This is a genomic window from Marinobacter shengliensis, from assembly GCF_030297115.1.
GTDB classification, from domain to species: Bacteria; Pseudomonadota; Gammaproteobacteria; order Pseudomonadales; family Oleiphilaceae; genus Marinobacter; species Marinobacter shengliensis.
The window spans coordinates 3,574,869-3,587,051 of record NZ_AP028062.1 but is presented as its reverse complement, the minus strand read 5'-3'; the positions used below and the strand labels follow the sequence as shown (position 1 = coordinate 3,587,051).

At 60.2% G+C, this 12,183-nt stretch carries 9 protein-coding genes; 6 read left to right on the top strand and 3 right to left on the bottom strand.

The features are described 5' to 3' along the window. The first annotated feature begins 203 nt into the window (after nucleotides 1–203). Genes QUE75_RS16490 through astB form a run of 4 tightly spaced genes read left to right on the top strand, consistent with a single transcriptional unit; the run spans nucleotide 204 to nucleotide 5,248 of the window. On the top strand, nucleotides 204–1,214 hold the full coding sequence (locus QUE75_RS16490; RefSeq protein WP_286251855.1) for an arginine N-succinyltransferase: 1,011 nt from the start codon (nucleotides 204–206) through the stop codon (nucleotides 1,212–1,214). Between the two features lie 27 nt (nucleotides 1,215–1,241). Further along, nucleotides 1,242–2,375 carry an arginine N-succinyltransferase gene (astA, locus tag QUE75_RS16485; RefSeq protein ID WP_138435740.1) on the top strand — a complete coding sequence of 378 codons (1,134 nt, stop codon included), beginning with the start codon at nucleotides 1,242–1,244 and terminating at the stop codon, nucleotides 2,373–2,375. Nucleotides 2,376–2,418: 43 nt separating this feature from the next. Then, nucleotides 2,419–3,894 (top strand): succinylglutamate-semialdehyde dehydrogenase, encoded by a 1,476-nt coding sequence (astD, locus tag QUE75_RS16480; RefSeq protein ID WP_286251852.1) that lies wholly within the window; start codon nucleotides 2,419–2,421, stop codon nucleotides 3,892–3,894. 13 nt (nucleotides 3,895–3,907) lie between these two features. Next, nucleotides 3,908–5,248 carry an N-succinylarginine dihydrolase gene (gene astB, locus QUE75_RS16475; protein WP_286251850.1) on the top strand — a complete coding sequence of 447 codons (1,341 nt, stop codon included), beginning with the start codon at nucleotides 3,908–3,910 and terminating at the stop codon, nucleotides 5,246–5,248. Between the two features lie 9 nt (nucleotides 5,249–5,257). On the opposite strand, the gene QUE75_RS16470 is transcribed toward astB, so the two are convergent. Then, nucleotides 5,258–5,893: a TetR/AcrR family transcriptional regulator gene (locus QUE75_RS16470; RefSeq protein ID WP_058090451.1), complete on the bottom strand. Its 636-nt coding sequence runs from the start codon at nucleotides 5,891–5,893 to the stop codon at nucleotides 5,258–5,260. A 164-nt stretch (nucleotides 5,894–6,057) separates the two neighbouring features. On the opposite strand from QUE75_RS16470, the gene QUE75_RS16465 reads away from it, so the two are divergent. Together QUE75_RS16465 and QUE75_RS16460 are read left to right on the top strand one after the other, a co-directional pair. After that, entirely contained in the window at nucleotides 6,058–7,140 is a 1,083-nt protein-coding gene (locus QUE75_RS16465; protein ID WP_286251845.1) for an efflux RND transporter periplasmic adaptor subunit, read from the top strand. Beyond that, nucleotides 7,140–10,166 (top strand): efflux RND transporter permease subunit, encoded by a 3,027-nt coding sequence (locus QUE75_RS16460; RefSeq protein ID WP_286251844.1) that lies wholly within the window; start codon nucleotides 7,140–7,142, stop codon nucleotides 10,164–10,166. The genes QUE75_RS16465 and QUE75_RS16460 overlap by 1 nt, the downstream gene beginning before the upstream one ends. Nucleotides 10,167–10,190: 24 nt before the next feature. On the opposite strand, the gene QUE75_RS16455 is transcribed toward QUE75_RS16460, so the two are convergent. After that, nucleotides 10,191–11,243, bottom strand: coding sequence for a succinylglutamate desuccinylase (locus QUE75_RS16455; protein ID WP_286251842.1), 1,053 nt, complete (start codon nucleotides 11,241–11,243; stop codon nucleotides 10,191–10,193). Between the two features lie 217 nt (nucleotides 11,244–11,460). Further along, nucleotides 11,461–12,183: an ABC transporter permease gene (locus tag QUE75_RS16450; protein ID WP_286251839.1), complete on the bottom strand. Its 723-nt coding sequence runs from the start codon at nucleotides 12,181–12,183 to the stop codon at nucleotides 11,461–11,463.

Genomic DNA, 12,183 nt, shown 5'->3' with positions numbered 1-12,183 from the left:
GCCATGGATGGCCGGAACGAAGCGCACATGGGTGAGGCAAGTGTTTATGAAGCGAAGCTTCATGCGCAGCCGAACGACAGCAATCTATGATTGCTGGCCGGACCCGCGTTAGCGGGTGCTCGTAGCGTTTCCCGGAAGGAGTGAACAGCTCGCCCCCGGCCGGCAAACTCAAAAGTCGCAGTTAGACCCGGGGAGTAAACGCCATGTGGCGAGTCAGACCAGCCAAACTGGATGACCTGCAACAGATTCTGGACCTGACCAACGCCCAGGGCGGCCGGCTGTCGTCCACCCTGCCCAATACCCAAGCCGCCCTGACCAAAAAACTCGAACAGTCCCAGGCCAGCTTCGCCAACAAAACCGACACCCCACGCCGCCTCCTCTTCGTACTGGAAGACACAGACACCGGCCAACTCGCCGGCACCGCCGGCATAGACACCCGGGCAGGCAACGGCCAACCGTTCTACAACTACCGCCGCGATTACCTTATACACGCCTCCCACGAACTCAACGTCTCCCGGCGCGTGGAAGTGCTTTACCCCAGCCATGCCCTCACTGACCTCACCCTGCTGTGCGCCTTCACCCTCAAACCGGAACTGCGAAACACCCCGGCCTTTGAGCTGCTTTCCCGCGCCCGCATGATGTTCATCGCCAGCCACCGGGAATGGTTCACCAATCGCACCGTAGTGGAAATCCAGGGCATACAGCATGAGAGCGGCGAAGTGCCCTTCTGGGACAGCCTGGGCCGCCACTTCTTTAACATGGATTTCGAAACCGCCGACCAGCACTCCGGTCAGCTTAGCAAAACCTTCATTGCCGAACTCATGCCCCCGAACCCGATATACGTGACCTTACTCAGCGAAGCCGCGCAAGAGGCATTGGGTGAGCCGCACCCGCTTACCCGGCCCAATTTCGACCTGTTGCAACGGGAAGGTTTCCTGCCCGGTTGCTACGTGGATATCTTCGATGGCGGCCCGGTGCTGGAAGCCCGAACCGACACACTGAAAACCGTTGTGACCAGCCAACCGAAAACGCTTCATGGCAGTGAGGGTCTGGATGGGGAAACCTGCCTGATTTCAGCGGGAGAAGGGCAAGACTTCCGCTGCCTGCTGACTCAGGTGTCCGAGACCCTGGCGGACGACGTAAAGGTACCGGTCAGCACCTGGCATGCATTGGACCGGAGCGCCGGCGACCGGGTAAGGATCTCGCCATTATGATCAATCCAGCTCAGGGGAGGGCGTAACATGCTTTTGATTCGCCCGTTGCAGGAAAACGATCTTGATGATCTTTATGGCATGGCCCAGAACGCCGGCAAAGGGCTGACCACCCTGCCGGCAGACCGGGAACTGCTGCAACGTAAGATCGAGCGTACCCGGGAATCCTTCAACCAGCGCTGTGCCCCGGAGGCCGGGCTGTATCTGTTTGCCCTGGAAGAGACCCAAAGCGGAAAAACCGTTGGCATCAGCGGCATTGAAGCCCGCGTGGGCCTGGAAGAGGTGTTCTACAATTACCGGCTAAGCGTTACGGTGAATGCCTCGCGGGAGCTGGGCGTGCATGTGCGTACACCCACCTTGCACCTGTCCAATGATATGACGGACACCACCGAAATCTGTTCGCTGTTGTTGGCCGGAGGTTATCAGGGAGGAGGTAACGGCTTGTTGTTATCCCGCTGCCGGTTCATGTTCCTCGATGACTTTCGCAAGCACTTCTCGGAAAAAGTCTTTGCCGAGATGCGTGGCGTGTCTGATAAAGACGGTCGCAGCCCGCTTTGGGATGCCCTTGGCAGCAAGTTCTTTGACATGGAATTCAGCCAGGCGGACATGCTCTCTGGCCTTGGCAACAAGTCCTTTATTGCCGAGCTGATGCCCAAGTACCCGATTTACCTGCCGATGCTGCCGGAAGAGGCGCGGGCGGTCATCGGCATGGTGCATGATAATACCCGGCCGGCATTGAAAATGTTGCAGGCAGAAGGTTTCAACTTTAACGGCATGGTGGATATTTTTGATGGCGGGCCGGCGGTGGAGGCGTTCGTGAACAACATCCGAACCGTTCGGGAATCCATCAATCGCCACGCCATGGTGGTCAATAAACCCATGAACCTGGACGTGCCACCGGAACAGCGCGTGATGATTTCAAACCGAGCGTTTCGGGACTTCAGGGTAACCACCCTGCCCATGGAATGTATCGGGCCGGATACCGTGAGTATTCCCCGCGACGTGGCGGAAGCCCTGCTGATCGAGTCCGGAGATCCGGTTCGCCTTGCGCCCTTGAAGGAAAGCGCTTTGTCACCCATTCATACACTAAAGGGCCAGGAAAGTGAGGACGAGAAAATTCTCGACCGGGTGCGCCATTATCGTAACCGGCATGGTCAGGATTAGCGCTGAAGCCGCTGACAAATTCCCTAATTGGAGGTGAGGAACAATGGCAAACCTGTCAGGCAATCTTTTTATAGACGGGCTGTGGATTCAGGGCCACGGGCAGCCATTTGAATCGTTACAGCCGGTCACGGGTGAGACTGTCTGGGACGGCAACGGCGCTAACCTAGAAGATGTAGACGCCGCCGTTCGCGAGGCCCGGGCTGCATTTGCACCCTGGCGGCGGAAGAGTTTTGCCGAGCGCCAGGCGGTGGTGGAGGCGTTTGCCCAGCAGCTGGAGGCCAACAAAGAGGCCCTGGCCCACCAGATTGGCCTGGAGACCGGCAAGCCGCTGTGGGAATCCCGCACCGAGGTGGCGGCGATGATTGGCAAGGTGCCTATTTCCATCCGGGCTTACAACGAACGTACCGGGCACTCAGAGTCGGATGTGGCCGGAGGACATGCGGTGCTGCGGCATCGGCCCCATGGCGTGGTGGCGGTGTTCGGCCCTTACAACTTTCCTGGCCATTTGCCGAACGGCCATATTGTGCCGGCCCTGCTTGCGGGCAACACCGTGGTGTTCAAGCCCAGTGAGCTGACACCGGGCGTTGCCGAAATGACCGTGCGTTTCTGGGAAAAGGCAGGCCTGCCGGATGGCGTCATTAACCTGGTCCAGGGCGGGGCTGATACCGGCATATGCCTGGCCCGCCACCCGATGATCGACGGTTTGTTCTTCACCGGCAGCTCCAATGTTGGTCACCTGCTGCACGAACAGTTTGGCGGCCAGCCGGAGAAAATCCTGGCGCTGGAAATGGGCGGAAACAACCCGCTGATTGTGCAGAACGTGGCGGATGTAGACGGTGCAGTTCATCACACTATCCAGTCTGCGTTTTTGTCGGCGGGCCAGCGCTGCACCTGTGCACGCCGTCTGCTGGTTCCCAAAGGCAAGAAAGGGGATGAGTTCCTGGCCCGGCTTGTAGACGTTGCCTCCCGTATTCAGGTGGGCGATTTTGATGCGGAGCCCCAGCCGTTCATGGGCTCGGTCATCTCGGCCCAGGCGGCCGAAATGCTGCTGCAGGCCCAGGCCGATATGCTGGAGAAAGGCGCCAGTTCCCTGCTTGAGATGAAACAGCTGAAGCCGGGCACAGGCTTGTTGTCACCAGGTATTGTCGATGCCACGGAGGTGGAGCTGAAGGATCAGGAATTCTTTGGCCCGCTGCTGACGGTATACCGCTACAAGAGTTTTGACGATGCCCTGGAGCTGGCCAACAACACCCGTTTCGGGTTGTCGGCGGGCATTCTGAGTGACGACCGCAAGCTGTATAACCGGCTGGTGGAAGAGGTGCGCGCGGGCATTGTGAACTGGAACCGGCCGCTGACCGGGGCCAGCAGCGCGGCACCGTTTGGTGGTGTGGGCGCCAGCGGCAACCATCGCGCCAGTGCCTATTACGCGGCGGACTACTGCGCCTGGCCCATGGCCTCGCTGGAGGCTGGCAAGAGTGAAATGCCAGATACCCTGGCGCCCGGCCTGACATTTGACTGACAGGAAGCCTGCTATGGTGAAACACGCGGTTGAAGCGAATTTTGACGGGCTGGTGGGCCCCACCCATAACTACGCAGGTTTGTCCTGGGGGAATGTGGCGTCGAAATCCAACGTGAACTCGGTGGCCAATCCCAGAGAAGCTGCCTTGCAAGGGTTGGCCAAGATGAAGCAGTTGGCCGATCGGGGCTACGTTCAGGGCGTCTTGCCGCCCCATGAACGGCCACACTTGCCAACACTGCGCGCCCTCGGGTTTACCGGTAATGACCGGCAGGTGCTGGAGCAGGCTGCGAGCACAGACCCCTCCATTCTGGCCGCGGTGTCGTCCGCGTCTGCCATGTGGACCGCCAATGCGGCGACGGTGTCCCCCAGTGCCGATACCAAAGACCATCGGGTACATTTCACTCCGGCGAATCTAAGTGCCAAGTTTCACCGGTCCATCGAGCACCGGGTGACCGGCCGCGCCCTGAAAGCCATTTTTACTGACGAAAGCTACTTTGCCCACCATCCGGCCTTGCCCTCGGTCAGCCACTTCGGGGATGAGGGTGCGGCCAACCATACCCGGTTGTGCAGTCGTTATGGTGAACCCGGTGTGGAATTGTTTGTGTATGGCCAGATAGCCTTCAACGAGCAGGCCCCGGCGCCGGTCAAATACCCGGCCCGGCAAACCCTGGAAGCCTCCAGGGCCATCGCCCGGCTGCATGGGCTGAGCGACCGCCACGCGGTGTTTGCACAGCAGAACCCTGCCGCCATTGATGCCGGCGTGTTCCACAACGATGTGATTGCGGTGGGCAACGGCAACTGCCTGTTCTACCACGAACTGGCGTTTCTGGAGGAAGACCGGGTGCTGGCGGAACTGAGCGACCGGCTGACTGGGGCTGCGCTTGAGGCCGTTCGGGTGTCTGCCAATGAGGTGCCCATCGAAGACGCGGTAGCCTCGTACCTGTTCAACAGCCAACTACTGAATACCCCGGACGGCATGTTGCTGGCGGTGCCCGGTGAGTGCCGGGAAGTGCCATCCGTAAGCCGTTACCTGGATCAGCTGGTCAAAGGCGATAGCCCCATCACCAGCGTCGAAGTGTTCGATGTGAAGCAGTCCATGAGAAACGGAGGTGGGCCCGCCTGCCTGCGTTTGCGGGTGGTGTTGAACGATGAGGAGCTACACGCCATCAACCGGGGCGTGATTCTGACCGATGCACTCTACGACCGCCTGGTAACCTGGGTGAACGCCCATTATCGGAGTGAGCTCGACCAACAGGACCTGGCAGACCCGATGCTGCTGGAGGAAGTCCGCAAGGCCCTGGACGAACTCACCGGTATTCTGGGGCTGGGTTCTATTTACGATTTCCAGTTGTAGCGAGCGGCGCTACTGGCTGGCGATGGAGCGGGTCAGCATATCCATGGTGTGGCGAATCAGGGCATCGGCGGGAAAGCTGCCGGCTTGGGTGGCTTCTGATTGGCACAGCATGATCACGCCGTGCAGGGCGCCCCGCAGGTACAGGGCCGTTTGTGCCGGTGAGCTGATGCGCTCCCGGCTCATGGTGCCGTCTTCCAGGCCGGTGTGAATAGCGGCCGTCATCAACTGCATCAGCTCGTTCTTGGAGCAGAGCATTTCCCGGGTCTGCTCTTCGTCGGCATCGGCGATGGCGGTAGACGCCTTGGTGAGCGCCGAGAAATAATCCGGTTCTTCCAGGTAAAAGCGATAGTAAGCCTCCCCCATGGCGCGGATCTGCGCCAGACCTGTCTCGGCTGAACCAAGCGCGTTTTCGAAACGCGTCACCAGGCTTTGGCCTGCCCGCAGCATGATCCCGCGCTGAATGGCCGCTTTGTCCTTGAAATAGACGTACAGCAGTGCCCGGCTCAGACTTGCCGTGCGTGCAATGTCGTCCATGGACGTGCGCTCATAACCCTTCTCGGAGAACACCAGCTCAGCGGCATTCAGAATGGCGTCGTACCTTGCCTGTTTTTCCCGTTCCCGTCGTGACTTCAGGGGTTCGTTCATGGTGTTCCCGGCTTCCTGTGCGATGGCTGCATGATACCTGAAAGTGAATGGAAACCGATTATTGACAATTTGTCAAAGAATGACATGATGTCGGAAAACAAACGGCGGTTTCCGAAGGAATGGAGGCCAACAATCAATCTTTTCAGGGAAAGGGGCTGAATATCATGTCTCTCATCAAGCGCGGTGCGCCATTCTCCTTTGCCAGCCTGGCGCTGGTGGTTCTGGTTCTCTCTGGTTGCCGTGGTGGCACTGCCGATGCCCCCTCGGAGGCTGCGGTGTCTGTACGCGTGGCGGAGGTGACCGGCGGACAGGTGGAAGAAATCCCCTTACGGTTCTCCGGCATTGTCCGGGCTGCCCAGCGGGCCACCCTCACGTTCCAGCTCATCGGCACCCTCCGGGAGCGCCCGGTAGAGCTGGGGCAGAATGTGAAGCCGGGGGATGTGCTGGCACGCCTCTACAATCCCGCCCTGGAACCGGCCCGTGATTCTGCTGCTGCACGATTGGAAGAGCTGAAAACCCAGTTTGATCAGGCCCAGCGGGAATGGGAGCGTTCCAGCCGGCTGCACCAGCGTGGTGTGGTGTCGGAACAGAACCTGGAACAGATCGCCGCCCGTCGGGATTCCCTGAGAGCCAGTATGGCCACAGCGGAAGCCTCACTGGCGGAAGCCACCCGCTTGCTGGAAGAAAGCGTATTGAAAGCGCCGTTTGCCGGTCAGGTGGAAGCCTTGCTGGTGGAGCGTGATGAATTTGTGTCTGCCGGCCAGCCGGTGATTCGATTGTCGTCGCCGCTGGGGCGGGAAGTGGAGGTGCGTGTGCCTGCCCATCTGCTCAGCCACGTACGCGTGGGGCAGGAGTTGCCGGTCTGGTCCGTGCAGGATCGCAACCGGGACGCGGAAACCGGCACCGTGATTGAGATTGCCCAGGGTAGTTCCATTCGCGGTGAGCTGCACCCGGTTTTGGTGAGCCTGCCGCCCCAGTCCCTGGGTTCCGGCGAACCGGTCGAGGTGGGTATCACACCGGTGCGGGCCTCTGCCATAACGGTGCCTTTGCTGGCGGTGGTGCGAAATGACTCGGGCACCAGCGTGTTCCGGGTGGACGACGCCATTGCGCGGCAGGTGCCGGTTAAAATCGACCGGGTGATTGGTGAGCGGGTGATGGTGCACCCGGGCGAATTGCAGGCGGGTGACCAGGTAGTATACGCCGGCACTACCCGGCTGGTAGATGGTGACCGGGTGGAGATCCGCTGATGGCCCGCCAACTGCTGAACTATCAACGCTTGTTGGGCATGGTGGTGACCATGCTTTGCCTGTTGGGTATTGCGGCCTACAGCACCATGCCCCGGCAGGAAGACCCCTCGTTTCCCTATCGTGCCGGCATGATTACCGTCAGTTATCCCGGTGCCAGTGCCGAGGCGGTTGAGCGCCTGGTATTGCGGCCACTGACCGATGAACTGCGTCAGGTGGAGGAACTGGATTTCAGCTTCGGTACCGCCCGCACCGGCGTGGCGCTTTCCCGCCTCAAACTCCGGGACCATATCTACGATACCGACCCCGCCTGGGACCGTGTGCGACAGGCCATGGAGCGGGCCCGGCAGGACTTTCCGGACGATGTTGGCCAGATGACCCTGGATGATCGGCTGATTGATATTCCCGCCGTGGTGATTGCCGTGGGTGGCTCGCCCTCGGTAACCGAACTTTCGAAAGTGGCCGAACGCCTGAAACAGAACCTGTCGGATATTCCCGGCATTTCCCGCATTGAGCTTGAGGGGGATGCCGACGAACAGATCACCCTGGCCCTGGACGACGCCGCACTGTTCCGCCTGGGCATTTCTCCGAAACGGGTGCTGGACACCCTGGCCCAGCGCAACCAGACCATTCCCGGCGGCTTTGTGGTGGTGGACGGCAAGCGACTGTCTGTGTTGCCCAACACCGAATTCGCTGACATAGATGATATTCGCGCAACCCCTATCGAACTGCCGGACGGCTCCCAGGTGCCTCTGGCCGCCGCTGCCGAAGTGTGGCGAGGCCCGGCGGAACCCCGGCAACCGGAAACCTGGTTTGATGGTGAGCGAGTGGTGCTGCTGTCCATCATCATGGAAGAGGGCAGTACCGACGCGATTCGCTTTGGCGAGCGTATCCGCGAGCGGGTAGAGCAGGTTCGGGGCGATTTCGAACCCTATGAAATCCGGGAGATGTTCTTCCAGCCAGACAAGGTTGCCGAACGCCTGGTGAACCTGGCCTGGAGCCTGGTGTTGTCGGTTTTGATTATTGTTGCCGTGGTGTTCACCGGTATGGGCATTCGCATGGGCCTGCTGGTGGCCTCGATACTGCCGATGGTGGCGCTGATCAGCGTGGGCCTGTACGACCTGGGCGGCGGGGTGCTGCACCAGATTGCGGTGATCGGCATGGTGATTTCCCTGGGTATCCTGATCGACAACGCGATTGTCATTGTTGAGAACATTCAGGGTCATCTGGACGAGGGCATGCGTCGCCTTGATGCCCTGAAACAAGCGGTTGGCGAGCTGGCCGGCCCGCTCGGTGCGTCCACTGGTACCACACTGGCAGCCTTTGCACCCCTGCTGATGGCCAAGGGCGGCGCGGCGGATTTCACCCGGGGTGTGCCGGTGATGATCATGCTCACCCTGTCGGTCAGTTACCTTCTGGCCATTTCAGCGGTGCCCCTGCTGGCGGCCCGTTTCCTCAAACCCCGCAAAAACGTGCAGGGTGATCGCCTGATCGGGTTGGCGCGCTTTCTGGGCGGGCTGGTGTTCCGGTATCCCGGGCGCCTGATCATCCTCGGCGCAGGGCTGGTGACCATCAGTCTTTCCATGACTCCGTTCATGGCGCAACAGTTCTTCCCCAATGCGGACCGGCCCCGGGTGATCGTGGAGCTGTACATGCCGGAGGGCACCGACCAGGCCCGCACCGCAGAAGTTGCCGAACGCCTGGAACGGGCCATTCGCACCCTGCCGGAAGCACTGGAGGTGCACCGGTTTGTTGGCTTCACCGGCCCAGCGTTCTATTACAACCTCCAACGATCGCCCCAGTCGCCCAATCGGGCCAGGCTGGTTATCCGCACACCCACCCTGGCCGACACCACCGATTTGATCCACTGGGTCAGGAATGAAGTAGCGGTGTCCATGCCAGAGGTGGATATCTCTGCGGGCATCCTCGGCCAGGGGCCGCCCCGGACCGCACCGGTGGAAGTCCGGGTTTACCATGCCGACGACGCCACCCGCACCCGGGCGACGGAGCAGGTGTTCTCCGCGCTGAGGCGTATTGAAGGTACCGTGGACGTGCGTAACGACCTGGATATCGGTGTGCCCAGCATTGCCATCAACGTGGACGACGCCACTGCCGCCCGTTATGGCCTGAGCCGGGCGGATGTCGCCCAGAGCCTCTACGGCCAGAGCTTCGGTGCGGTGGCTGAGCGTTATCGCCAGGAAGATGACCCGATTCCCATGATCCTGCGTTCCCGCGAGGGTACCTCCCTGTCGCTGTCCCGGCTGTTGTCCGTCAACACCTACAACGACCGGGGCGATGCCGTACCGTTATCCGCTGTCGCCACCGTGGAAACCACCTGGGAGCCGGCTGCCAGATACCTGCGCAACGGCGTTCGGGTGAACACCGTGAGTGCCAACCTGGAAGACGGCTACAGCTTCAGCCAGGCCCTGGATGGCTTGAATGCGGCTCTTGAGAATCAGCCGTTGCCCGCCGGCACGCGGCTGGAAATGGGGGGCGATGCCGAAGGCTCCAACGACGCCAACACAGCACTGTTGAAAGCCGCGCCCATCGGCATGTTGTTGCTGTTGTTCTTCCTGCTGCTGCAGTTCAACTCATTCCGGCGGGTGGGGGTGATTCTGCTGACCGTGCCGCTGGCGACGGTGGGAATATTCCCCGGGCTTGTGTTATCCGGCTCGCCGTTCGGGTTTCAGTCGCTGCTGGGAGTGATTGCGCTGGTGGGAATTGTGGTGAACAACGCCATCGTGCTGCTTGATGTGATGGACCGGGAACTGGAGCGGGGCAGGGCCATCCGCGATGCCGTTCGTACCGCCGTTGAACGCCGAACCCGGCCGATCCTGTTAACCACGGCCACCACGGTTGCCGGATTGCTGCCCCTGGCATTCTCCAGCTCCACCCTGTGGCCGCCCATGGCCTGGGCCATTATCTCTGGCCTGCTGGCCTCAACGGTACTGACCCTGCTGGTGATCCCGTCTGTGTGCACCAAACTGATCAAACTGCCAGTGGCCGAACCGGAAAACGCCCCGGCCTGAGCCTGACCGGGGCCGGGTAACGAACTACCTGGCCCCAAAACTTCCCTTAGCCCGAATCATCAAACCCACCCGCTGGCCAACCGGCACCGCCCGGTTCGGGAACACAATGGCCTCCGGCGCCGTGCCCACCTGATAACGGGTTTCGTCGTCTTCCCAGATCACCGTGCCCGGCTGGTATTCGGTAAAATTCGCCACATCATCCGGCACATGAAACCGGAAGGCTGGCCCGGTATTCAGAATCTCATGCACCACCTCAAACACCGTCAGATGATCAAACGGCGCCTGAACCGCAGGCGCCGGCTGGCCACAAAACCGCCGCCGAAGCCCCCGCTCAATCCCCCTGAACCGCCGCAAATCATTCTTGCCAAACGGCTCCACCTTGCCTAGCTCCACGGTAAAACTCTCAGCGTTCAGCAGGCTGGCCGTGAACGACGAAAACACCGTCGACTCCCGGTGCTGCAACAACAGCGTCTCCACCTCCGCCTCCAGCAGAAACTCACACTGTGCCGCCGGTACCGACCGACCCTCCACAAACGGATACAACGCAAACCGCTCCCGCTTCGACGGCCGAATCGCCGTGTGCAAATCATAGTGACTCAACGCCAGCCCCTGATGCGCCATCGCAAACTGCCGACACATCTCCTCCAGAAACCGCGCCCGCGCTGCCTCCGGCAGGCCCTTATATTCCGGCTTACTGTGAGCCCCGTTAAACAGCCGGTTCATGTTCACATCCACAAACCGCTCCCCGGCCAACATCGCCACCGGATTCCCCAACATCAGCAACGCCGGACAAGCCAACTGCCACTGCCCGGCAAACAATTCCGACACCAACCCGTTCAACACCTCAATCGGCGCCGTCTCATTACCGTGCACCCCGGCCGAGATAATCAACGCCTCCTTGTTCGGATTCTCCCGCCCCGCTGGCGGTGTCAGCCACAAAACACCATTGGCCTTACGGGAAACCTGCGTGCCGTCTGGGAGTTGGTGTTTGGTTTCGGGTAAATCGGAAGACGCGCTGGCCAGCGTATGGGCCAGCCAGTCGGGGTGGAGGTCAAAGAGTGAGTTTGAAACGTTCATATATTCCCCTTAGAAAAGAGCTTCGCGAAAGCCCTCTCAGAGTTCGGGGACAGATGGCAGGATCTGCTTTCCGGGAATCTTGAAGGCCAGGGACGGCCTGAAAGAAGCGCACATGGATGTGCTCGTAGCGTTTCCCGGAAAGCAGATCCTGCCAGCTGGCCTGGCACCAAAACCGAAAGCCAGTCCCGCCGGCTGGCCGTGCACCAAAAGCAACAACTCAGGAGTTTATAGGCCTCTGATGCCGCAAAAGATGGTTTTCCAGTTTGCGGAAAACGAACACCAGCATAAACGTCAAAGCCATGTAGCAAAGCGCCACAAAAATAAACGCCTCAAAAGGAGCATAAAACCGCGAATAAATGTTTCGCGCCGCCCCCGTCAAATCCACAATCGTCACCACACTGGCAATCGCACTCGCATGAAGCATAAAAATCACCTCATTCGAGTAAGCCTGCACCGCCCGCCGCGCCGCATTGGGCAGAATAATCCGCCGCATCCGCAACAGCCAGTTCATGCCATAGGCCTTGGCCGCCTCAATCTCGCCATTGGGCGTCGCCACAATCGCCCCCCGGATAATCTCCGTGGTATAGGCCGCCGTATTCAACGTAAACGCCAACAGGGCAGGGTAGAAAGGCTCCCGGAAAATGGTCCACCAGAACGTCTCATGGATGCCCGGAATCTGCGCCACCCCGTAATAGATAATGTATAGCTGAATCAGCAGCGGCGTGCCCCGGAACAAATAGGTGTACAGCCAGATTGGGCCAGACACAAACGGATTGCGCACCGTACGCAGAATCGCCAGGGGAACTGCAACCACCAGGCCAATCACCAGCGACAGAAACACCAGCTGCACGGTGGTCACCATGCCATCCCAGTATTCCACCATGGTCATGGCATTGAAGATATCGTTCGTGTTCAACCATTCGGCAATGAAATCAGGCAT

What these genes read in the sequence shown, in the direction of transcription:
- QUE75_RS16490 (WP_286251855.1), top strand. Translation starts at nt 204, where the DNA reads ATGTGGCGAGTCAGACCAGCCAAACTGGATGACCTGCAACAGATTCTG.
- astA (WP_138435740.1), top strand. Translation starts at nt 1,242, where the DNA reads ATGCTTTTGATTCGCCCGTTGCAGGAAAACGATCTTGATGATCTTTAT.
- astD (WP_286251852.1), top strand. Translation starts at nt 2,419, where the DNA reads ATGGCAAACCTGTCAGGCAATCTTTTTATAGACGGGCTGTGGATTCAG.
- astB (WP_286251850.1), top strand. Translation starts at nt 3,908, where the DNA reads ATGGTGAAACACGCGGTTGAAGCGAATTTTGACGGGCTGGTGGGCCCC.
- QUE75_RS16470 (WP_058090451.1), bottom strand. Translation starts at nt 5,893, where the DNA reads ATGAACGAACCCCTGAAGTCACGACGGGAACGGGAAAAACAGGCAAGG.
- QUE75_RS16465 (WP_286251845.1), top strand. Translation starts at nt 6,058, where the DNA reads ATGTCTCTCATCAAGCGCGGTGCGCCATTCTCCTTTGCCAGCCTGGCG.
- QUE75_RS16460 (WP_286251844.1), top strand. Translation starts at nt 7,140, where the DNA reads ATGGCCCGCCAACTGCTGAACTATCAACGCTTGTTGGGCATGGTGGTG.
- QUE75_RS16455 (WP_286251842.1), bottom strand. Translation starts at nt 11,243, where the DNA reads ATGAACGTTTCAAACTCACTCTTTGACCTCCACCCCGACTGGCTGGCC.
- QUE75_RS16450 (WP_286251839.1), bottom strand. Translation starts at nt 12,183, where the DNA reads ATGCCTGATTTCATTGCCGAATGGTTGAACACGAACGATATCTTCAAT.